Below are 21,261 nucleotides of genomic sequence, written 5' to 3' on the forward strand. Positions count from 1 at the left end.
TTTTTTTACGAAACCTGAGGAAATACACATGTCCAAGATCGTTAAAGTGATCGGTCGTGAAATCATCGACTCCCGTGGTAACCCGACCGTTGAGGCCGAAGTTCACCTGGAAGGTGGTTTTGTTGGTATGGCAGCCGCTCCGTCTGGCGCGTCCACCGGTTCCCGCGAAGCGCTGGAACTGCGTGACGGCGACAAGAGCCGTTTCCTGGGTAAAGGCGTGCTGAAAGCCATCGAAGCCGTAAACGGCCCGATCGCTCAAGCTCTGCTGGGTAAAGATGCCAAGGACCAGGCCACTGTCGACCAGATCATGATCGACCTCGACGGCACCGAGAACAAATCCAAGTTTGGCGCCAACGCCATCCTGGCTGTTTCCCTGGCTAACGCCAAAGCTGCCGCGGCTGCCAAAGGCATGCCGCTGTACGCCCACATCGCCGAGCTGAACGGCACTCCGGGTGTTTACTCCATGCCGCTGCCGATGATGAACATCATCAACGGTGGTGAGCACGCCGACAACAACGTCGACATCCAGGAGTTCATGATCCAGCCGGTTGGCGCCAAGACCCTGAAAGAAGCCGTTCGCATGGGCGCAGAAGTGTTCCACAACCTGGCCAAAGTGCTGAAGTCCAAGGGCTACAACACTGCAGTTGGTGACGAAGGTGGTTTCGCTCCGAACCTGAAATCCAACGCCGAAGCGCTGGAAGTTATCGCTGAAGCCGTTGCCGCTGCCGGTTACAAACTGGGCACCGACATCACCCTGGCTATGGACTGCGCTGCTTCCGAGTTCTACGACGCAGAGAAGAAAGAGTACAACCTGAAAGGCGAAGGTCGTGTCTTCACCTCCAACGGTTTCTCCGACTTCCTGGCTGACCTGACCACCAAGTTCCCGATCGTTTCCATCGAAGATGGCCTGGACGAATCTGACTGGGAAGGTTTTGCCTACCAGACTGCTGAACTGGGCAAGAAAATCCAGATAGTTGGTGACGACCTGTTCGTAACCAACACCAAGATCCTGAAGCGCGGTATCGACAACGGCATCGCCAACTCCATCCTGATCAAGTTCAACCAGATCGGTTCCCTGACCGAAACTCTGGCAGCCATCAAGATGGCCAAAGACGCTGGCTACACTGCCGTCATCTCCCACCGCTCCGGTGAGACCGAAGACGCTACCATCGCCGACCTGGCTGTTGGTACCGCTGCTGGCCAGATCAAGACCGGTTCCATGAGCCGTTCTGACCGTGTTGCCAAGTACAACCAGCTGATCCGTATCGAAGAAGCGTTGGGTGCCAAAGCTCCTTTCCGCGGTCTGAAAGAAGTTAAAAACCAGGCTTAATTTGCTGGTTTGCCAGCCTCGGCTGGAATGAAAAAAAACCGGAACCCTTGGGTTCCGGTTTTTTTAGGTTCTTCGCGGAAGCGTGGGGAAGAGTAAGTTGACAGACAGGGTTCGGGTAAACTGGTAGTCGCCTTTCTGATCCCCTCATTTTTTAAGACTCAAATAATTCCAAATGTGCGGGTATATAACCGGTGCTGCTTCAGGTAATAGGTGAACTTTTCCATCAGTAAGCGAGCATAGTCCTCTTTCATCTTGGGCAGTAATTGGTAATAAATGACCCCCTGCCGGAAGAACGAGTAGGTCCGCGTTTTGCTCGTATTGACCTTGATGGTCCGCTCCAGACCTGCACTGTCACCCGCCTTGCCCAGCAGGGTTAACAGCACTATCGCCAGCGCACTGAACAGAAACAGCCGGTCGCGGCGGGCCGGATTTTTGATGTGTACCTCTCCCATCCCCATGCCGAATTTGTAGTCCTTGATGTCACGAAAACTGGTCTCGATACCCCAGCGTTGGCCGTAGAGTTGCAATGCCTTGGCGGCGCTCAAATCGACCCGATTGCTGGCTAGAAACCAGGGCTCTTTCATGCCGCTCTTGTGACAGCAATAGACCCGCTCGACCCGTTGCCGCTGGCCGGTGAGCTCCACCTCTTTGAGTGTGCGAGTCCGTCCGGTTGGCGTCAGCCAGTCACTGGCTGGCACCTGTTCCATATCGGGATAGCCAACCAGAATATTTCCTTTAAAACGAATGACATACGCAAAGTCCAGCTCTTGCTCAAGGCATTCAAACAGCTCCCTATAGCCAAAGCCCCGGTCGGCGACCACGGTGACAAATACCCCTTCCGGCAAGGTCTGTTTGAGCTTGGTCAGCAGCGCTTTCTCATGGGCATTGCGCTGGCCTTTGAGCAGGGATTTCTGGTGGGTCTTCCACAAGAGCGGCGTGTTGCGGCCATGGCTGGTTTGCAGGCTGATAACCAGGGTACTGTGGTCATCCGCATCAAATTCGGTCCAGTCCATTGAAACGACGATTTCGGTGCGCTCGGCCACCACATAGGGCACCCAGTCATCAAACAGGTTCCAGACGTTGAGCTTGGTGTTGGTGAGCAGGCGGTCGACCTGTTTGACGGCATGCTTTCGCTCCAGCCCATTGGCCAGCGAGAGGCCATTGCCGATGGCATGAATGGCTAATGCTCCTGACTCGATAACGCCAAGAGTGGCATTGGCGAGCGACAAGGCACGCTTGGCATGCATGTCGTGGCCGAATATGTCATCGATGTGGTTAAGGATCATCTCGTGATTGAACATGGCGGGCTGTCGCTCGGTATTTGTCGGTCAATACCGGCGATCATACCCCGAAAACCGCGTCATGCCTCGCTCATATGAGGGGATGGCTAAGGGTAGTCGCCAAACAACCGGACTCCCTTACCCTGCTGTCGCTATGCATCATATTGATTTTGCCTCGTTCTGGCCAGGTTACGACGTTTCTGTCCATCGCCGCTCAGCCACACAAATCACATTGGCTCTTGAGCCTCTCGCCAATCATCTACCGCTCTGTGGTCAGTGCCATCAACCCTGTCCACTCATCCATGACCGCCGAATGCGCACAGTTCGTGACCGTGACCTCCTTGAACTTCGCGTACATCTGCAAGTCCCCGTCCGTCGGGTTGACTGCCTGCGTTGTGGTCGGGTTTCTGAGCATATCGATTGGTTACCCCCAGCTCCCGGCTGACACAGCGATTGCTGCGCTGGGTAGAGGCCTTGCTTGAGTTGATGCCTATCAGTCATATCAGCCAGCTCACCGGACTGCACTGGCATACCATCAAGGCCATCGACAAGCGTCGGCTACAGGCCAGTGTTGGCACCTTTGAGCCCGGCTCGGTGCGGCGCCTGGTGATGGATGAATTCGCCCTGCATAAAGGCCACCGCTATGCCACAGTGATCATGGATGCTGAACGGACTCGCGTTTTGTGGGTGGTGCATGGCAACAGCCGAGAGGCTATTCGCCCCTTTTTCGAGCTGATGGGCGAACGATGCCAACAGATTGAAGCGGTGGCCATGGACATGAACTCCGCCTTCGATCTGGAAGTGAAACAGCACTGTCCACAGGCGGAGGTGGTGTATGACTTGTTCCATGTGGTGGCCGGTTATGGCCGCAAAGTGCTCGACCGAATTCGGGTGGATCAAGCCAATGCATTAAAGCATGACAAGCCGGCTCGCAAGGTCGTCAAGCTGGCGCGTTGGTTACTCCTGCGCAATCGAGAAAATCTCAAGGAAGACCAGGCGGTGAAATTACAAGAGCTATTGGAAGCCAATAAGCCCTTGGCGACAGCATATGTTCTCAAGGAGGCCCTGAAGGAAATCTGGTACGCCCCGAGTGTCAGGGAAGGTTGGCGACGATGGAAGGCCTGGATGCGACAAGCGAAGGAAAGTGGCCTGGAGCCCTTAGAGCGTTTTGCCAAAAACCTTCGCCGTTACACCCGGGGGATTTTGGCCAGCGCAATCTTTCCCATGCACACCAGCCTGCTGGAGGGCGTGAATAATCGGATCAAGGTGATCAAACGCATGGCTTATGGATTTCGGGACTCAGAATACTTTTTCCTGAAAATCAAGGCCGCCTTCCCCGGAAAGACGCGATGAACCTTTTTTTATGCCTGATCCTTGCCACAACGGCCTGAGAGGCGAGGGCGTAGTGCCTCTGGTCTCGGGTCAGACAAAGGGCAGCATGCGCTGATAGCGCCCTGCATGTGCCTTGAAGCCCAGCTTTTCAAACAGGGCGATAGAGCGAACGTTATCTGCATCGATATCTGCGGTGAGGCAGGTGACTCCCAGCGTGCTGGCGTGGGCGAACAGCAATCCGAGCGCTTCCGACATAAACCCTCTGCGCCAGTAGGCCGCATTAAGCAGACAACCCAATCCCACTCTTGTCCGCCGCGGCCTGACTTTGCGCAGCCGCGGCGTTCTGTTTTTAAGGCTTTCCCTCCCCGTTTATTGGCGGATGGCCGGTGCGCCTGTGACAGGGCTTTCGTGGCATCCTGCAAATGCCAATCAGACTGAACTGACTGGCCAGCCGCCCCTTGCCAATGGATTTTTCTCGCTAACTCCCCCGCCAGATCAAAAAATTCATTTTATATATGGGTTAACGTGACCCCAGAATCATCTTCCAGCGAGATATCCCATGAACATGAGCAACACAGAGCGTTTGATCCTGAGCAACCAGTACGAAATTCTGGCGAAACTCAATCCAGAGAGAGCGGACGTCTACCAGCGCGCCAGCACCATCATCGAGCGCGGCTACTGCCTGCAGATCCTCGAGCTGGAGAAGAGTTTCGGTCATCTGGATCTGGCTACCTGCCAGGAGGTGATCGACACTCTGGAGCTGCATCACGCACTGGCTATCTCATGGGGCAATCTGGATGCGGCCGATCAGGGCGAGATCAATGCCAGCCGTCTGGAGTTCAACGGCTACAGCCGTAGTCAGGAGCGAGAGCTGGCCGACTATGTCTGCTTCCTGCTGGAGGTGGACAAGCGCTTTCCCGAGCTCAAATGCCCGTGCGACGAGCTCTCCAGCGACATAGCCATGCGCGACAAGTACCAGCGCATGCTGACCGTATGGCGTCAGTGCCCGCGTCAGTACAAGCTCTCCATTCAGGAGATCCGCAAGGTATTGGCGGCCTGATCCGCACACCAACCGCAACAAAAAAGGCGCCACTGGCGCCTTTTTGCATCTGAATCGGGTTATTCATAGAGAAAAGATTTATCGAGCTGCTGGAAAGCGGCCTTAAGGGTATCGGCCAGCTCTTCATAGCGGGGCTGTGACACCAGCTGACGACGCCCCCCCTGCTCGTTCATCTTGCCGTTGATCTCCCGATACCAGCTCGCCAGCGAAGGGGGCAAACGGGTGTCGGCGCGCTGACCGAGCCAGTAGTAACCCTGCAGCGGCAAACTGAGCAGAAACAGCACGGAAGTGATGACGGAGGGCCAATAGTGCAACTCGCCAAATTGGAACTGCAGCATCACGCTCAGCACCGCCAGCGCCGGGATCACCTTGAGGGCGAACTCGGTCGCCTTAATCACCCTGTTTTCAGGAAACATAGAATTGAGCTCGGGACGGCGCGGCCAAAGCGTCATATAATGGCGGCCTTGCTGTAATTTAGTTCCAAAAATGTTCATGCTCATACTACCTCCGAGCGCTTTTTGAACGCACAAACGGCAAAACCTCGAAAAAACTTGATGTAAAGTAACAAGAGCTGAGGATGACTTTGTTATTTTCCAACAATCGGGTTATCCTTTGTACACCCATTTTTGCGTCAAAAGCGTCTTGCTATTGACCTGTCAGGGACGTCTGGATTTCGGGTCTTGTATCACTATACAAGGGGCAAGCAACAGATTGCCAACCCTCATAAGGATAAGTTGAAAGTTTTTGGCCGCGCCGCGTCCAACGCATCCGCCTACACAACCCAATCTGCGATAGGATTTATTCATGAGTAAGCTGGTTCTTGTTCTTAACTGTGGCAGCTCTTCCCTGAAGTTTGCCGTCATTGACGCAACCACCGGTGATGACCTGCTGTCCGGCCTGGCCGAGTGCTTCAACCTCGACGACGCCCGCATCAAGTGGAAACTGAATGGCGAGAAAGGCAGTGCCGATCTGGGCGCGGGTGCCGCTCACCAGGAAGCGCTGGACTTCATCGTCAACAAGATCCTGCCGCTCAATCCGGAACTGGCCAAGAACCTGATCGCCATCGGTCACCGCGTTGTTCACGGTGGCGAGCGCTTCACCTCTTCCGTTGTCATCTGCGAAGAGGTGATTGCCGGCATCGAAGCCGCTGTGCCGTACGCACCGCTGCACAACCCGGCTCACCTGATCGGTATCCGTGAAGCTCGCCGCGTATTCCCGGCGCTGGCTGACAAGAACGTGGCCGTATTCGATACCGCGTTCCATCAGTCCATGCCGGAAGAAGCCTTCCTGTACGCTCTGCCGTACAAGCTCTACAAAGAGAACGGCATCCGTCGCTACGGCGCCCACGGCACCAGCCACTACTACATTAGCCTGGAAGCTGCCAAGCAGCTGAACAAGCCGGTTGAAGAGCTGAACATCATCAACTGCCACCTGGGCAACGGCGGTTCCGTCTGCGCCATCAAGAACGGCAAGTCTGTTGATACCTCCATGGGTCTGACCCCGCTGGAAGGCCTGGTCATGGGTACCCGCTCTGGCGATCTGGACCCGGCCATCATCTTCTTCCTGCACGACAAGCTGGGCATGAGCGTTGCCGATATCAACACCATGCTGACCAAAGAGTCCGGCCTGCAAGGTCTGACCGAAGTGACCTCCGACTGCCGTTTCGTTGAAGACAACTACGACAGCAAAGAAGAAGCCAAGCGTGCCATGGACGTTTACTGCTACCGCCTGGCCAAGTACATCGGCGCCTACGCCGCCGCCATGGACGGTCGTCTGGACGCCGTCGTCTTCACCGGTGGTATCGGTGAAAACTCCGCACCTATTCGTGAAATCACCCTGAACAAGCTGGGTCTGCTGGGCTTTGACGTCGATCACGACGCCAACCTGGCTGCCCGCTTCGGCAAGGGTGGCGAGATCACCAAGGCCGGATCTACCAAAGCCCTGGTTATCCCGACCAATGAAGAGTGGGTTATCGCCCACGATGCGCTGGAACTGGTCAGCGCTTAATTAACGCAGTAACTCGAGGCCGCCCAATGGGCGGCCTTTTCCTGATCCCAAAAAATGAACAAGGGGTATAAAGTGGCACGCACTATTATGCTTATCCCGGTCGGCACTGGTGTCGGCGTAACTTCCGTGAGTCTTGGTGTTGTTCGCGCCATGGAACGTCACGGTGTCAATGTCAGCTTCTTCAAACCGGTTGCCCAACCGCGTCCGGGTGAAACCGGTGCCGAGCGATCAACCGCCGTTATCCGCGCTGCTGCCAACATCAATCCGCCCGAGCCGTTCACCCTCTCCTACGCCGAGAACATGATCAGCACCAGCAACACCGATATCCTGCTGGAAGAGATCGTGGCCCGCTTCGAAGAGCACGTGAAATCCAGTGGTGCCGAAGTGCTGGTTGTCGAAGGTATGGTGCCGACCGACAAGCAGCCCTTTGCCAACAAGTTGAACTACGACGTTGCCAAGGCGCTGGACGCTGACATGGTATTCGTGACCCACCCGGGCCATGACTCCAGCCAGAAGCTGAAAGAACGCATCGAGCTGGCCTGCTCCAACTTCGGTGGTGTCAACAACCCCCGCATCGTGGGTTGCGTGATCAACAAGGTTGGCGCGCCGGTTGACGAGCATGGCGTCACCCGCCCTGATCTGACCGAGATGTTCGAAGCCCATCACCACACATCTGACGCCGCCCACAACCTGGAAGTGCTGCAAGTGTTTGGCAAGAGCCCGCTGCGCATCCTGGGTTGTATCCCCTGGAACACCCAACTGATCGCCCCGCGCGCCAAGGATCTCGCCAAGCATCTGGCCGCCAAGATCCTGCACAAGGGTGAGCTGGACAGCCGTCGCCTGCAGACCGTGACCTTCTGTGCCCGCTCCATCCACAACATGGTTGAGCACTTCCGTCCGGGCAGCCTGCTGGTGACCTCTGGCGACCGTTCTGATGTCATCGTCTCTGCCTGCCTCTCTGCCATGAACGGCGTCAAGCTGGGCGCGCTGCTGCTGACCGGTAACTACCATCCTGAACCGCAGGTAATGGCGCTGTGCCAACAGGCCATGGCCACCGGCCTGCCGATCATGATGACCGGCACCAACACCTGGCAGACCGCCGTCAGCCTGCAGAACTTCAACGTCGATATTCCGGAAGATGACCGCGAGCGTATCGAGCTGGTGCAAGACTATGTGGCTGGCCACATCGACAAGCACTGGATCGAGTCGCTGACTGTCAGCTCTACCCGTTCCCGTCGTCTGAGCCCGCCGGCGTTCCGTTATCAGCTGACCGAGCTGGCCCGTCATGCCAACAAGCGCGTCGTGCTGCCGGAAGGCGACGAGCCGCGCACTATCAAGGCTGCCGCCATCTGTGCCGAGCGTGGCATCGCCCGCCCGGTGCTGCTGGGCAACCCGGAAGAGATCCGCCGTGTTGCAGAGCAGCAGGGTGTGGTACTGACCGATCGCGTCGAGATCATCGATCCGGCCGTTGTACGCGAGCGCTATGTGCCGCGTCTGGTCGAGCTGCGCAAGAGCAAGGGTATGACCGAAGTGGTTGCTCGCGAACAGCTGGAAGACAACGTGGTACTGGGTACCATGATGCTGGAGCGCAATGAAGTTGACGGCCTGGTATCCGGCGCGGTGCACACCACTGCCAACACCATCCGTCCGCCGATGCAGATCATCAAGACCGCTCCGGGCTCTTCCCTGATCTCCTCCATCTTCTTCATGCTGCTGCCGGACCAGGTACTGGTCTACGGTGACTGCGCGATCAACCCGGATCCGACTGCCGAGCAGCTGGCCGAGATCGCCATCCAGTCCGCTGACTCTGCTGCCGCTTTCGGCATCGAGCCGCGCGTCGCCATGATCTCCTACTCTACCGGTACCTCTGGCGCCGGTGCCGATGTAGAGAAAGTGCGTGAAGCGACCGAGCTGGCCAAGGCCAAGCGCCCCGACCTCATCATCGACGGTCCGCTGCAGTACGACGCGGCCATCATGGAGAACGTGGCCAAATCCAAGGCACCGAACTCACCGGTTGCCGGTAAAGCCACCGTGTTCGTGTTCCCTGACCTGAACACCGGTAACACCACTTACAAAGCGGTACAGCGTTCCGCCGAGCTGGTCTCCATCGGCCCGATGCTGCAAGGCATGCGCAAGCCGGTCAACGACCTCTCCCGTGGCGCCCTGGTGGACGACATCGTCTACACCATCGCCCTGACCGGTATCCAGGCTGCTCAGGCTGACGAACAAGCTTAATCAGCTCTAGCCTGAAAAAAACCGATCACAAAGGCTGCTCACCTCAGGTGAGCAGCCTTTTTTATTGATTATCTTTTGAACACTGGTGAAACATACCACCGAAACTATTCTTCGCAGCAGAATGTCATGCAGCATAGCGGCGATGAGTTGCACAATGGCTCTCGGGGATGTGCACTCGCCACACCAACGGTGCATGTAAAATACATTCAAAATCATCAAGTTGAATCGGTGGGCCGCGCACTTATAGCAAATCTGCCGCCATCGGCATGGCGATCTCACCTGTCAGAAATTGCAGTAAAAAAGACCCGTTCGTTGCGCTATTCGTCAATGTGCCACTTGGCAATATCCACATCATGGAGGAATGGAAATGCTGATGAAGAAGATCTCTGCAGTCATGCTGCTGGCCTGCTTGCCCCTGCTCAGCCAACCCGTGCTGGCAGCAGATAAGGCAGCGCCCAAGCAAACAACCACGGTCGCGGTCGCCAAGGAGGGCGGCAAACTGAATATCAATACGGCCACCCTTGCCGAACTCACCAGCCTGAAAGGCATCGGTGACAAGAAAGCACAAGCCATTGTCGACCATCGGGAAAAACAGGGCAAATTCACTTCAGTCGATCAGCTGGCGGATGTCAATGGCATTGGCCCGGCCACGCTGGAGGCCAACCGTGACATGATCATCGTCAAATAACGTCCGAGCTCTGCATATACAAATGGGGCAGCCTGTGGCTGCCCCATTTTTCTTGGAGTATGATTGCCGCACTTTCATCTGTCTGGATAGTTTCCCATGAAAAAGACCCCTCTCGTTGTTCGCAAAGCTGTGCTCCCGGTAGCCGGTCTGGGTACCCGTATGCTGCCAGCTACCAAGGCCATCCCGAAAGAGATGTTGCCAGTGGTCGATAAACCGCTGATCCAGTATGTGGTGCGCGAAGCCATCGCCGCCGGGATCAAGGAGATCATTCTGGTCACCCACTCAAGCAAGAACTCCATCGAAAACCACTTCGACAAGAGCTTCGAGCTGGAAGCGACCCTTGAGAAGCGGGTCAAGCGCCAGTTGCTGGAAGAGGTGCAACAGATCTGTCCGAAAGATGTCACCATCATGCACGTCCGCCAGGGAGAGGCGAAAGGCTTGGGCCATGCGGTACTGTGCGCCCGTCCGCTGATCGGTGATAACCCGTTCGCCGTGCTGCTGCCGGATGTGCTGATCGACGAGGTGGCCAGCGACCTGAAGCAGGACAACCTGGCCGAGATGGTACACCTGTTCGAAGAGAACCAGATCAGCCAGATCATGGTGGAAGCGGTTCCCGAGAGTGAAGTGGATAAGTACGGCATCGCCGACATCAAGGGTGAAGCCCTGAGCGAGGGGATGTCCCTGCCGATGCAGGCCATTGTCGAGAAGCCGCCTCGTGACGAAGCCCCTTCCAATCTGGCAGTGGTGGGTCGCTATGTGCTCTCCTCCAACATCTGGCCGCTGCTGGAGAAGACCCCGACTGGCGCCGGGGACGAGATCCAACTGACCGATGCCATCGCCATGTTGATGGAGCATGAGCAGGTCAACGCCTATTTTATGAAGGGGCGCAGCCACGATTGCGGCAGCAAGCTCGGGTATATGAAAGCCAATGTGGAATATGCCGTCCGTCACCGGGAGCTGAACGGCGAATTCACTACCTGGTTGAAGCAGTTCGTCAAGCAGCTGTAATAGCTGAATATTTACCCAACAGACAGAATAAAAGGCTGGGCATCATTTGATGCCCTTTTTCATTTTATAAACATAAAATCAACCATTGATAGATAAAATAACGTCAAAAACGCTCGTTGTAATTCGATTCCGCTTGTTTTATAAGGAATACGGCTTGTTCCTAGCCCTTGCATAAAATTTCTAAAAAAATATAAGACACAGGTGGAAGTTCCAATGAATAACCCGTCCAAAGGGACCTTTTTAGGTCATCCTAAAGGGCTTTTTTTGCTCTTTAGTACCGAACTGTGGGAGAGATTCTCCTATTACGGCATGCGTGCCGTGCTGGTGCTCTATCTGACTGATCTAACTGCCAACGGCGGTCTGGGCTGGAGTCAGGCAGACGCCCTCAAACTCTACGGTATCTATACCGGTCTGGTTTATATCACCCCGCTGATCGGCGGCTGGCTGGCTGACACCTTCCTGGGTCAACGTCGCGCCATTCTGATCGGTGCCGTGCTGATGGCCGCAGGTCAGTTCACCCTGGCGCTGCCCCATGACATGTTCGCGGACAGCGTAACCACCATGTTCTATCTGGGCCTGGCTGGTCTTATCGTGGGTAATGGTTTGTTTAAGCCGAACATCTCGACCATGGTAGGTGACCTCTATGAAGAGGGCGATCATCGCCGAGATGGTGCCTTTACCATCTTTTATATGGGGATCAACCTGGGGGCTCTGTTGGCCGGCTTCATCGCGGGTGCGGCAGCGAACGCCTATGGTTGGCAAGCAGCCTTCGTCGTTGCAGGTATCGGCATGCTGATATCACTGGTCATGCAGGCCACCATGGCCCAACGTTTTCTCGGTGATATCGGTCGTGTTCCTGCGGCACAGCGGGCAGCGGCACAACGCTCCAAAGAACAGAAAACACCACTCACCAAGCAGGAAGTGGATCGCATCAAAGTCATTCTGGTTCTGGGTCTGTTCACCATCATCTTCTGGGCCGGTTTCGAGCAGGCAGGTGGTCTGATGAACCTCTACACCCAGGAGTATACCGACCGCATGATCGGCAGCTTCGAAGTGCCGACCGCCTGGTTCCAGTCCCTGAACCCCTTCTTCATTATCACCCTGGCCCCGATCGTGGCAGCCATCTGGATCAAGCTCGGCAAGAAAGAGCCGAACTCTCCGGTCAAGTTCGCCATGGGTCTGCTGTTCCTGGCTATCGGTTTCCTGTTCATGGTCGGTGCCGTGCTGCAGCAAGGTGGTGACCAGACCGTCAAGACTTCCATGTTCTGGCTGGTTGGCGCTTACCTGTTCCACACCCTGGGCGAGCTCTGCCTCTCCCCGATCGGCCTCTCCATGGTGACCAAGCTGGCTCCGCTGCGTCTGGCCTCCCTGATGATGGGTGCCTGGTTTGGCTTCAATGCCTTGGCCAACTACATTGCCGGCTTCGTCGGCTCCTTCGTCGGTGAAGCGGGCCCGCTCGCCATCTTCGGCGGCATCGCCACTGCCGCCGTGATCAGCGCCCTGATCCTGCTGGCCATGGCCAACCGCCTGGTCTACTGGATGCACGGTGCCGAAGGCCCGGCCAAAGAGCCGCAAGCTCAAGAGAAGAAACTGCACTCCGCCACCGTCTAAACGGTCAGGATTGTAAACAACAAACAGGGCGCCTATCGGGCGCCCTGTTTGCTTTGGCCTGTTTATCAGGCGGCGTCAATGATGACGGACCTGCACATCCAGCGAGCCGCCGCTGTCGCTGCGAAACTGCAGGGCGAACGGTTCATGCCAGCTGCGCTTGTGCAGGGCGTAGTGGCTGCTGCGCATCAGGCCAAGGGGCAAGCCGCCGGAGCGCATCAGCCAGTGGGGAGAGGTGAGCCCTGCGTTGGCAAACACCAGCCCATCATGCTGATCAAACAGCAGCGCCGCCATGGCAAAAGAGTGGCGAAGCCCGGACGCCATCAACTGATGGTTGAGGTAGTCGAGCAACCGGTGCGGCTGGCTCAGCAGGCGACTCTCGCTTTGCTGAAACTGGCGGTAGGGGACGTTCATCAAGGAGCGCACCAGTGCCCCACAAAATGCCGCATCCGTCCCCATGATCGGCAGCTCCATCACCAGCACCAGCAGCTTGTCCTCCACCTTGAAGGTATCGGGAATAAACAGCTGCCCCAGCCCCTTGAACGTGACCTGCCAGGGGCCCCACTCCTGCAACCCCGGTGGCTTGAGCCCCGCCAGCAGTCGGCTGGCCGCCTTGTCGTGGGCACTGAAGTAGTCGATATGATCCATCAGCTCCAGCTGCTGCGCCCGGTTGGCGCTGCCGTTGAGGCACTGTTCGATGCTGCGCTCGACCAGTGCATAATCCTCCAGCGGCTTGAGCAGGTAATCCCGCGCACCGGCACGCAAGGCGCCGGCGACCGCCTCCATGGTGCTCTGGGCCGAAATAACGATAACCGGAATATGGGGATAGCGGGCAGAGAGGCAGGCGATCACCTCGTGGCCATCCATATTGGGCATATTGAGATCGCATAGCACCACGTCGGGATGATAGAGGGCCGCCGCCGATAGCCCCTCAATACCGTCTTCGGCCTGAAATACCGTTGCCCCGTCCCGTGCGAGGTAACTCACTAGCGAGTGGCGAAAAACGGCTTCGTCCTCCACCACCAGGATCCGTAGCCCGGCTTTTGACATCTTGATAAAGCTCTTATTAGTCAATTGGTTATTTAGGTATTAAGACTAGCTCAAAAGCGCGCTCAGCGCGGAAACCCTGCGTCAAAAATAGACCTCGTTCATGAGATAGCATCAAGAGAACCCCATACATCCGTACCACTCTCTTCGCTCGCTTGGTCACACTGCTGCGACCGCCATCCGAATTGTGCAAGTGGGCGCCATAAGGGATAATGCCCCCCACTCCAGCCCGTGAAGAAGACCATGACCCCAGCCGAATACAGCGCCCTTGCCCACCCCAGATTGTCCCATCCGGCTCGCAGTCTCTATACCCTGCAGCTGCGCAGACTGGTGCTGGAGAATCAGCTGGCCCGGCTCAACTATCCCGAGCTGGGTCGGGCGCTGGCAGTGGTCGACCCGGGCGATCCCTGCGGCTTTTCGTTTCAGGTCAATGCCCGCCAGCTCACCGAGTTGTTCGATGAACTGATGGAGGCAGGCCTGCTACAGGTCGAGGCACAGCCCGAGAGTGAGCACTACCATCAGTGTCTATTCCAGTTGCCGCTGCTGACCCAGAAATCGCGCAGCCCGCTGCCGGAGCGCCCCTTCCAGATGCATCTGCAGTGGCGACCGGACGAGGAGCTGCCCGCCCTCGCCCGCCTGTGCGGGGTGATCGATGCCAGCTACAGCGAAGAGGATCTGGGGGAGTTTATCGCCTACTGGCTAGGGCGCCCCGAGGTGTTCGACTCCCAGCATCAGTGGATGCTCAAGTTCATTCGCGCCCTCAAGACCCGCCGCTATACCCGCCGCAAGCCGATGGAGGTGCAGGGCTACCAGCAGGTGACCCCTACCCCGGCAGAGTCAGGCCCGAGCAAACGGGCCCAGCAGATGATTGAAGAGGCCAAGCGGCTGGCCCACCAGCAAACGCAAGAACCCGCACCGCAGCAAGAGCCGGATAATGATTGATAGCGGCCCCCGCCTGCAGGCAAAATCAACCCCTTGTCTACCCATCCCTGATCGAGCAGAAGGAGCATTCCATGACTGACCCGCAAGATCCCCTGCGCCAGGAGCTGGAAGAGATCGAAGCCAAGCGCAAAAGAATCGCCAAAGCCAAACAAGATCACCGGGTTCACGATCCCGAGCTGAGCCAGCACGTCGGCGGTCTGCTGGAGCGTATTCGTCGCCTGCAGCAAGAGACCGGCGGCGGCCAGTATGACTACGAGACCCTGCGTAAGGAGTACGACGCCAAGGCCAACGCCGAGGTGCGCGAGCTGCAGAAGGCGGCCCGTCAGGAGCGGATCCAGAAGCTGATCGCCCAGGCCGACCTCAACCCCGACTGGGTGTTCGACAAGATGGACGCCACAGATCCCGCACTCCAGTACCCCATCGAAACGGCCCGCTACTTTATCAGCGGTTTCGAGCACTGGGAGAAAAGCGGTGGCGGCTGCATGCTGATCTACGGCGACTACGGCACTGGCAAGTCAACCCTGGCGGGCGCGGTGGCGCATGAGCTGATCGAGCGTCACCAGAAATCGGTGATCTTCCAGCAGTGGGCCTCCATCGTCGACCGCCTCTTCTTCAACGTGATCCCCGATCAGGATGAGCGCAACCAGTACCGCCGCGCGCTGGAAGAGGTGGATCTGCTGATCATCGACGAGGTATCGGCCAACCGCGCCAAGATGGCGGAGAGCCAGTCCAGCTTCCTCGGCCACCTGCTTCGCCGTCGCCGCAACCTGTCAAAGAGCGTCATCATCATCACCAACCACACGCCCCAGACCCTGCATCAGGCGATCGGTGATTTCAGCTATGAGGCGATCAAGGCATTCAATCCGGTGGATATCCACCTGAGCGGCCCCAGCCGTCGCCCCAGCATCGGCAACTACAACGGCTGATCCCCTCAATGCGAGAGCGAGTCCTGGCGGCTCGCTCTCTCTCCTTCCTGCCAACTCACAAATAAAAACAACTCTCATTTACAGCAGGCGAACAAGCCACTACGCTAACCCCTTTTGCCAAGGGAGCTCAGCTATGCCAACCACACTGATTTTCGGAGCCAGCCGCGGGCTGGGCCGCGCCTTTACCCACCACGCTCTCGCTGAGGGTCACCGCGTAGTCGCGCTGGTGCGCAGCACCGAAATGGCAGCCGAATTACGCGAGCTGGGAGTAGACGTCATCGAAGGGGATGCACTGGCTCCGGCTGCGGTACAGCAGGCATGTGCCCGGGCGGGGCAAGATGCACAGGTCGTCTCCACCCTCGGCAGCTTCCGTCAGGCCGCGCCGGTGGACTATCAGGGCAACCGTCATGTGATCGATGCCATGGAGCAGGCAGGCCTGAAACGGCTACTGCTGGTCACCTCCCTCGGCTGTGGCGATAGCTGGCAATATCTGCCACAGCGGGCCCGCGCCGCCTTCGGTCACGAGGTACGTCTCAAGAGTCTGGCGGAGAGCTGGCTGCAGACCAGCGCCCTCGCGTGGACCATTCTGCGCCCGGCGGGCCTGCAAGATGGCGACGCCACCGGCCGCGCCGAGCTGAGTCAGGGCAAGGAGGTACATGGACTGGTGCGCCGCGCCGACGTGGCCGCCCAAGGGCTGCGCCTGCTGGCGGATGATGCGGCGGTGGGGCAGATCTACGCCATCGGCGATCCCGCGCTCCAGCGCGGCTAAGGCAGCAGTAAAACCGCCATCCCCACCACATAACAAAACGGTCAGCCCAAGGGCCGACCGTTTTCGCTTTACCGCACACGCCATCTCACACGCGCTTGCCCTATCCCGCTTAACCGGCGGTTGTTTCACTCTGTACGACCGGCTGACTGGCCACTGGCAACGACTGCTGCCGCCAGCGCAGCAGCAGGCAGGCCAGCGCGCCGTAGAGCAGCGCCAGCCCCCACAACTGCCACCAGTAACGGGAAACCTGCGCGAAGTCGGCCCCCATCTGGTTGAGGCGCAGAAAACCCTCGATAGCCGGGATAGTGGGTACCCACTGAGCCAGCCAGTTGAGGGGGGCCGGGATCAGCTCCAGCGGCCAGATAAAGCCCGCCAGAAAGACCAGCGGCAGGGAGGAGATGAGCACCACCTGAGTCGGCAGATCCCGCCGGGTAAAGATCGCCCCCAGCACAATTCCGAGCCAGCAAGTTGCCAGCAGGAACGGCAGGGCGAACAGCCACAACTCCTGCGGATCGGCATGACGGGCGATGTTGTAGTGATCAAAACAGAAGCCGAGGAAGTAGCTCACCGGCAGCAGGTACAGCCCGGCCAGCACCAGAGTTCTGGCCAGCAGCAGCGGCAACACCGGCGCGCTTTGCCAGTACCCGTGCTCATCGCGGCAGCTGCGCTGGTTCTGGGTCGCCCCCAGGATCCCCGCGCCCATCAACAACACCTGATGCAGGATCAGCACGAACACTGCCGGCACCACGTAGTTGACGTAGCCCATGGTGGGGTTGAACACCGGCACCACATTGAGGGCCACCGCGTTCCAGCCCATCGCCGCTTGCGGTAGCGCCTCACCGTGACTCAGCAAGCGCGCCACCTTCACCTGTGCGGCGAGAGTGCCACCGGCCTGCGCCAACCCCTCGGCAATAGTGCCGTAGACCAGAAAGTAGGAGGCATCACCGGCGTAGCTCAGGGTCACGCTCTTGCCCAGCATCAGATCCCGATAGAAGTGGTTGGGGATGTGCAGGATCCCGTTCGCGTCCCCGGCCATCATCAGCTGCCGCGCTTCATTCAGCGAATTGGCCCGCGCCACCAGCTTTACCTGCGGTGTGGCATCGGCCATAAACTCCAGCTGGCGCGAGAGCTGGCTGTCATCCTCGTTAACCACCACCACCGCCTCTTCCCGCGGTAACTGATGCAGATAAGGCTGAGGGTAGAGGAAGGAGTAGAAGAACACCCCGCCAAACAGGGTCAGCATGATGGCGCGATCCGCCAGCAGGGTGCGCAGCTCGAGGCGCAACAGATCGACAAATCCCAGCATCACTCAGGCTCCTTCTCGGCGACGGCCACTACGACAGCAGCTGATTGACGGGCAAGCTCAGCCTGCTGCTTGTAACGGCGCACCACCAGCAGCAGGGGGAGCAGGAACAGCAACAACGCCCCCAGTTGCGGTAGCGCCGATACGAGGGGCAGACCGTAGTTGCTCTGGCCAATCTGCAGCTCGACATAGTGGGAGATCGGCAACAGACTGCGCCAGAAACGGGCGAACTCCCCCATGGCGCTCACCGGAAAGGTGACCCCCATAAAGGCAAAACCGGGCGCTGTGTAAGCCCCTGCCAGCGACAGGGCGCGGGCCGGATCCCGGATGATGCCGTAAAAGAAGGCCCCCATGGTGACGCAGGCGGCCGAGGCAAGCCCCAGCCCCACCAGCAATACCAACCAGCTACCGTGCATGGGATAGGCCAATCCCTTGAACAGCAGCAGCGTCCAGACGATCCCCCAGCCCCAGCCAATCAGCACGTGGGGCAGCAGGGTGCGCCACAGGCCAAACCAGACACCGCGAGTGGTCCAGTCCAGCCCCAGCCGATCGGTACGAGCCAGCGCATTGAGGCCGAACAGCACCACCAGGATCTGCCACACTGCGGGCAAAATCGCGCTCAGCAGAAACTGGGCGTAGCTGGAGTTAAGGTTATAAAGGGCGGTCACCTGACTGCTGATGGGCACCGACTGCCCAATCGCACCGGGCAGCGCCTTGCCGTCGGCCATCGCCTCCAGCACGCCCACCTGACCGTTGAGAGTGCCTACCACCTGCGCCAGCGCGGAGTTGACCAGCTTGGCGATCAGGATGAACTGGCCATTGTTGAACACCGTCACCTGCGGCTGGGTACCCTGACGGGCATCTCGCTCCAGATGGTTGGGGATCACCACCAGCGCATAGATGTCGCCACCGCGCAGGGCGTGGGCACCGGCATCGATAGAGTCAAACTGTTGCGCGACCTTGAGCCCGGCCGAGCCATCCAGCGAGAAGGCGAGCTGGCGCGACAGCATGCTGTGGTCCAAATCCACCAGCCCCACCTTGAGGTCGCGGGCCAGCCCTGCCGAGAAGATCCAGCAGAGGATCCCCATCAGCAGCAGCGGCACCCAGCTCATCAGGGCACGGCTGAACGGGTCCTGCCACAGCAGCCGAAATTCACGTCCCATCAGAGTTCAACCAGCACACTCATGCCAACCCGCAGCCCCTCAACCGGTTGCAGCGGGCGAGCCTCCACCTGGAAGCTCTTCATATCGAAACCCTGACGGGTATCGGTGGCACGCCAGGTGGCGAAATCCCCCATCACGGCCACATGGGTCACCTTGAAGCGCACCATCTGATCGCCAAGGCCCGGGATACGGGCATCGAACTCGGTACCGACCGGGAAGCGGGGCAGCAGATCTTCGCGAACGTGGAACTGGGCCCAGGCATCACTCATATCGAGCAGGGTCACCACCGGGAAGCCTTGCGGCGCCAGCTCGCCGCTACGCAGCAGCACCTGGCTTACCTCGCCGGAGTGGGGGCTGACGATACGGGTATCGGCTAGATAGGCCTCAACCTCGGCCACCGAACCCGCCGCCATTTTGGCCTTCTCGCGAGCGGCGATCTTGGTCTCTTCCCGCGCCCCTTCCAGCGCCATCTGGTACTGCTGCCACGCCATCCCTTCGCTGTAGCGAGCAGCTTGCCAGGCGGTCCAGGCCTCATCGCGCTTTTGCAGCGGCATTACGCCATCGCGGTGCAGGCTGGCAACCCGCTCATAGGTCTTGCCACGCAGTTGGGCGGCAGCCTTGGCTTTTTGCCACTGATCCTTGGCGGCGGCGATCTGTTGGGCACGGGCCCCCTTCTCCGCCTCTTGCGCCAGCGCACCCGCTGCGGCCTCACCGGCCTTGGCCTGGCTCAACTTGGCTTCAATCTCGGGGCTCGCCAGGGTAAAGACCAGCTGATCCTTGGTCAGCTGATCGCCCTTTTTCACCAACACCTCGTCGATGCGACCCGGCACCTTGGAGGAGACCGAGTACTGCTGAGCCTCAATCTGCCCTTGCAAATGCACCGGCTCAGGCTGATAGGCGAGCCAAAAGCGCCAGCCGAGCCAGACCACCAGGATCACCAGCGCCAATGGCAACAACAGCGGTTTACCCTGGCTCATCTTCTTTTTGATGGGGGGATGGCTCATCACTTCACCTCGACAAACGGGCGACCCTTGGCGGTCGAAACAGAGATAGAAAAAGGCACGGACTGGAGTGCGATCATGAGTTCACCTCGATCACCTGACCGTGCTGATATTGATTGAAACTGTTCATCTGGCCGGAGAGCGCCAGCAGACGGGCCAGCGACACCACATACTGATAGGCCGCCGCCGCGCGCTGGGTCTTGACCCCCGCCAACTGGTTCTGGGCATCCACCACATCGAGGGAGGTAGAGAGCCCCTGGCCGAAGGCCTTGTCACGTAGCAGTACGTTCTCCTCGGCCAGCGCCTGGGTAGACGAGAGAGACTGATACTCCTCCAGCCCCTGCGCCGCTTCGCGCCAGGTCTTCTCAACGAGCAACTCCAGATCCTGGCGGGTCTTGGCTTGCAGCAGATTGACCTGCAGCTCGGCGCTCTTGGCGGCCTGCACCGTCTCGGAGCGGCCATCTCGGCTCACCAGCGGCATGCTGACGCCCACCCCCACCAGCCAGTCCGGCGCTGTCTTGGAGGCGAGTGAATCATCTTCATAGAGGTTGTAGTTGCCGAACAGGAACACCTCTGGGGCATATTTGCCCTGCTCGACCCGGATCAGCCCCTTGGCCTGCTCCTTCTTGGCGCTAAGCAGCTTGAGGCCCGGGTGTACTTCCAGCGTCTGCTGCACCAGACCATCGAGGCGCGGCAGTTCCTTGTTGACGAACAGGCCGCTGCCGGGCTCGGCGCGGGGCAACTTGAGCATGCGGCCGAGGGCCAACTCGGCGATCTCGAGGCTGCGGCGCGCCTTCTGGGTATCGATGCGGGCACGGTCATAGGCCGACTGGGCGGAGAGACGCTCCACCCTGGCGATCTGGCCCTGAGCTTCCAGCTTTTTGGCGTGATCCAGATGGTGGGCCAGCCCCTCTTCGATCTCCTGCTTGGTCTGCACTACCTGAGCGGCCAGCACCACGCCGAAATAGGTCTGGGAGAGGCTCTCGAAGGTGGCTTGCTGCTTGAGCACCAGCAATTGCTGCGCCTCGCTTACCTGCGCCTGGCGGATATCCTGCGCCGCATCGATGCGACCGCCGGTAAACAGCGGCCAGAGCATCTTGACCGAGCTGGTCACCACGTTCTGTTTGGTCAGCGGGGTAACGAAGTCATTGGGCGTGAGGTGGAACTTCTGCATGAGTGGTGCCAACACCTGACCCAGCTCCGGATGGCTGGCGATAGGGTTAAGATCCATCATGTCCAGCTCCACCGGCTGATCGAGGTGGGTATAGCTGGCCCCCAGATCCACCTTGGGCAGATACATGTCCTTGGCAGCCTCGCGCAGTTGCTTGGCCCGATCGACCCCGGCCTGCTCGGCAGCCAGCCCTTCATCCTGCTGGATGACCCGGGTCCAGGCTTCGCCGAAACTGATGGTCTGCGCCTGTGCCGACCCCAGCACGGCCCCCAGCAGGCACGGCCAGAGTGATGTAATGAACCTTGACGTCATAGATCCCCGATCCACTTTTGTTGCATAAATGTTTGGAGCTTTTGCTCGACTTAAGCCCATTATCATAACGCAAAGCAGG

Annotated in this window: 18 protein-coding genes and 1 pseudogene; 11 read left to right on the top strand and 8 right to left on the bottom strand. The window is 58.7% G+C overall.

All coding sequences use genetic code 11. From position 1 onward, the window contains the following. Positions 1–28 precede the first annotated feature (28 nt). The gene (gene eno, locus NMD14_16950; protein XEI32401.1) at positions 29–1,330 is read left to right on the top strand and encodes a phosphopyruvate hydratase; all 1,302 of its coding nucleotides are present in this window, start codon (positions 29–31) and stop codon (positions 1,328–1,330) included. Positions 1,331–1,488: 158 nt separating this feature from the next. On the opposite strand, the gene NMD14_16955 is transcribed toward eno, so the two are convergent. After that, positions 1,489–2,631 carry an IS4 family transposase gene (locus tag NMD14_16955; GenBank protein XEI32402.1) on the bottom strand — a complete coding sequence of 381 codons (1,143 nt, stop codon included), beginning with the start codon at positions 2,629–2,631 and terminating at the stop codon, positions 1,489–1,491. Positions 2,632–2,764: 133 nt separating this feature from the next. Here NMD14_16955 and NMD14_16960 point away from each other — a divergent pair. Further along, positions 2,765–3,963 (top strand): annotated as a pseudogene (locus NMD14_16960) (ISL3 family transposase). A gap of 69 nt (positions 3,964–4,032) precedes the next feature. Here the strand turns inward: NMD14_16960 and NMD14_16965 are convergent. Continuing rightward, positions 4,033–4,245: a GNAT family N-acetyltransferase gene (locus tag NMD14_16965; protein ID XEI32403.1), complete on the bottom strand. Its 213-nt coding sequence runs from the start codon at positions 4,243–4,245 to the stop codon at positions 4,033–4,035. A 256-nt stretch (positions 4,246–4,501) separates the two neighbouring features. Here NMD14_16965 and NMD14_16970 point away from each other — a divergent pair, with 256 nt between their 5' ends. After that, entirely contained in the window at positions 4,502–5,002 is a 501-nt protein-coding gene (locus tag NMD14_16970; protein XEI32404.1) for a YfbU family protein, read from the top strand. A 59-nt stretch (positions 5,003–5,061) separates the two neighbouring features. Here the strand turns inward: NMD14_16970 and NMD14_16975 are convergent, their stop codons facing one another. Beyond that, positions 5,062–5,502 (bottom strand): DUF412 domain-containing protein, encoded by a 441-nt coding sequence (locus NMD14_16975; protein ID XEI32405.1) that lies wholly within the window; start codon positions 5,500–5,502, stop codon positions 5,062–5,064. Positions 5,503–5,806: 304 nt separating this feature from the next. On the opposite strand from NMD14_16975, the gene NMD14_16980 reads away from it, so the two are divergent. From NMD14_16980 to NMD14_17000, 5 genes are all read left to right on the top strand, one after another. Further along, positions 5,807–7,009 carry an acetate kinase gene (locus tag NMD14_16980; GenBank protein ID XEI32406.1) on the top strand — a complete coding sequence of 401 codons (1,203 nt, stop codon included), beginning with the start codon at positions 5,807–5,809 and terminating at the stop codon, positions 7,007–7,009. A gap of 54 nt (positions 7,010–7,063) precedes the next feature. After that, positions 7,064–9,244, top strand: a complete 2,181-nt coding sequence (pta, locus tag NMD14_16985) for a phosphate acetyltransferase (protein XEI32407.1) — start codon at positions 7,064–7,066, stop codon at positions 9,242–9,244. Positions 9,245–9,611: 367 nt separating this feature from the next. Next, positions 9,612–9,932, top strand: coding sequence for a ComEA family DNA-binding protein (locus NMD14_16990; protein XEI32408.1), 321 nt, complete (start codon positions 9,612–9,614; stop codon positions 9,930–9,932). A 96-nt stretch (positions 9,933–10,028) separates the two neighbouring features. Then, the gene (gene galU / locus NMD14_16995; protein ID XEI32409.1) at positions 10,029–10,940 is read left to right on the top strand and encodes a UTP--glucose-1-phosphate uridylyltransferase GalU; all 912 of its coding nucleotides are present in this window, start codon (positions 10,029–10,031) and stop codon (positions 10,938–10,940) included. 213 nt (positions 10,941–11,153) lie between these two features. Beyond that, positions 11,154–12,551, top strand: a complete 1,398-nt coding sequence (locus NMD14_17000) for a peptide MFS transporter (protein ID XEI32410.1) — start codon at positions 11,154–11,156, stop codon at positions 12,549–12,551. Between the two features lie 75 nt (positions 12,552–12,626). Here NMD14_17000 and NMD14_17005 read toward each other — a convergent pair whose 3' ends face one another. Continuing rightward, on the bottom strand, positions 12,627–13,598 hold the full coding sequence (locus tag NMD14_17005) for a response regulator (GenBank protein ID XEI32411.1): 972 nt from the start codon (positions 13,596–13,598) through the stop codon (positions 12,627–12,629). Between the two features lie 240 nt (positions 13,599–13,838). On the opposite strand from NMD14_17005, the gene NMD14_17010 reads away from it, so the two are divergent. From NMD14_17010 to NMD14_17020, 3 genes are all read left to right on the top strand, one after another. After that, positions 13,839–14,537 (top strand): DnaT-like ssDNA-binding domain-containing protein, encoded by a 699-nt coding sequence (locus NMD14_17010; protein XEI32412.1) that lies wholly within the window; start codon positions 13,839–13,841, stop codon positions 14,535–14,537. A gap of 71 nt (positions 14,538–14,608) precedes the next feature. Further along, positions 14,609–15,463: a DnaA/Hda family protein gene (locus NMD14_17015; protein XEI32413.1), complete on the top strand. Its 855-nt coding sequence runs from the start codon at positions 14,609–14,611 to the stop codon at positions 15,461–15,463. Between the two features lie 133 nt (positions 15,464–15,596). Next, positions 15,597–16,232, top strand: coding sequence for an SDR family oxidoreductase (locus tag NMD14_17020; GenBank protein ID XEI32414.1), 636 nt, complete (start codon positions 15,597–15,599; stop codon positions 16,230–16,232). Between the two features lie 109 nt (positions 16,233–16,341). Here NMD14_17020 and NMD14_17025 read toward each other — a convergent pair whose 3' ends face one another. The 4 genes from NMD14_17025 to NMD14_17040 form a co-directional block, all read right to left on the bottom strand. Then, positions 16,342–17,538 carry an ABC transporter permease gene (locus NMD14_17025; protein XEI34789.1) on the bottom strand — a complete coding sequence of 399 codons (1,197 nt, stop codon included), beginning with the start codon at positions 17,536–17,538 and terminating at the stop codon, positions 16,342–16,344. After that, positions 17,538–18,698: an ABC transporter permease gene (locus NMD14_17030; GenBank protein XEI32415.1), complete on the bottom strand. Its 1,161-nt coding sequence runs from the start codon at positions 18,696–18,698 to the stop codon at positions 17,538–17,540. The genes NMD14_17025 and NMD14_17030 overlap by 1 nt, the downstream gene beginning before the upstream one ends. Beyond that, positions 18,698–19,702, bottom strand: a complete 1,005-nt coding sequence (locus NMD14_17035) for a biotin/lipoyl-binding protein (protein ID XEI32416.1) — start codon at positions 19,700–19,702, stop codon at positions 18,698–18,700. The genes NMD14_17030 and NMD14_17035 overlap by 1 nt, the downstream gene beginning before the upstream one ends. 73 nt (positions 19,703–19,775) lie before the next feature. Continuing rightward, a complete protein-coding gene (locus NMD14_17040; GenBank protein ID XEI32417.1) occupies positions 19,776–21,182 on the bottom strand; it encodes a TolC family protein in 1,407 nt (468 codons plus the stop codon). Positions 21,183–21,261: the final 79 nt, after the last annotated feature.

The sequence above is a fragment of the Aeromonas veronii genome, assembly GCA_041319085.1.
In the GTDB taxonomy this organism is placed as follows: Bacteria; Pseudomonadota; Gammaproteobacteria; order Enterobacterales; family Aeromonadaceae; genus Aeromonas; species Aeromonas veronii_F.

What these genes read in the sequence shown, in the direction of transcription:
- NMD14_17015 (XEI32413.1), top strand. Translation starts at nt 14,609, where the DNA reads ATGACTGACCCGCAAGATCCCCTGCGCCAGGAGCTGGAAGAGATCGAA.
- NMD14_17025 (XEI34789.1), bottom strand. Translation starts at nt 17,538, where the DNA reads ATGCTGGGATTTGTCGATCTGTTGCGCCTCGAGCTGCGCACCCTGCTG.
- NMD14_16970 (XEI32404.1), top strand. Translation starts at nt 4,502, where the DNA reads ATGAACATGAGCAACACAGAGCGTTTGATCCTGAGCAACCAGTACGAA.
- NMD14_17040 (XEI32417.1), bottom strand. Translation starts at nt 21,182, where the DNA reads ATGACGTCAAGGTTCATTACATCACTCTGGCCGTGCCTGCTGGGGGCC.
- NMD14_16955 (XEI32402.1), bottom strand. Translation starts at nt 2,631, where the DNA reads ATGTTCAATCACGAGATGATCCTTAACCACATCGATGACATATTCGGC.
- NMD14_17005 (XEI32411.1), bottom strand. Translation starts at nt 13,598, where the DNA reads ATGTCAAAAGCCGGGCTACGGATCCTGGTGGTGGAGGACGAAGCCGTT.
- galU (XEI32409.1), top strand. Translation starts at nt 10,029, where the DNA reads ATGAAAAAGACCCCTCTCGTTGTTCGCAAAGCTGTGCTCCCGGTAGCC.
- NMD14_16980 (XEI32406.1), top strand. Translation starts at nt 5,807, where the DNA reads ATGAGTAAGCTGGTTCTTGTTCTTAACTGTGGCAGCTCTTCCCTGAAG.
- NMD14_17030 (XEI32415.1), bottom strand. Translation starts at nt 18,698, where the DNA reads ATGGGACGTGAATTTCGGCTGCTGTGGCAGGACCCGTTCAGCCGTGCC.
- pta (XEI32407.1), top strand. Translation starts at nt 7,064, where the DNA reads ATGAACAAGGGGTATAAAGTGGCACGCACTATTATGCTTATCCCGGTC.
- NMD14_17020 (XEI32414.1), top strand. Translation starts at nt 15,597, where the DNA reads ATGCCAACCACACTGATTTTCGGAGCCAGCCGCGGGCTGGGCCGCGCC.
- NMD14_17010 (XEI32412.1), top strand. Translation starts at nt 13,839, where the DNA reads ATGACCCCAGCCGAATACAGCGCCCTTGCCCACCCCAGATTGTCCCAT.
- NMD14_17000 (XEI32410.1), top strand. Translation starts at nt 11,154, where the DNA reads ATGAATAACCCGTCCAAAGGGACCTTTTTAGGTCATCCTAAAGGGCTT.
- NMD14_17035 (XEI32416.1), bottom strand. Translation starts at nt 19,702, where the DNA reads ATGAGCCATCCCCCCATCAAAAAGAAGATGAGCCAGGGTAAACCGCTG.
- eno (XEI32401.1), top strand. Translation starts at nt 29, where the DNA reads ATGTCCAAGATCGTTAAAGTGATCGGTCGTGAAATCATCGACTCCCGT.
- NMD14_16975 (XEI32405.1), bottom strand. Translation starts at nt 5,502, where the DNA reads ATGAGCATGAACATTTTTGGAACTAAATTACAGCAAGGCCGCCATTAT.
- NMD14_16990 (XEI32408.1), top strand. Translation starts at nt 9,612, where the DNA reads ATGCTGATGAAGAAGATCTCTGCAGTCATGCTGCTGGCCTGCTTGCCC.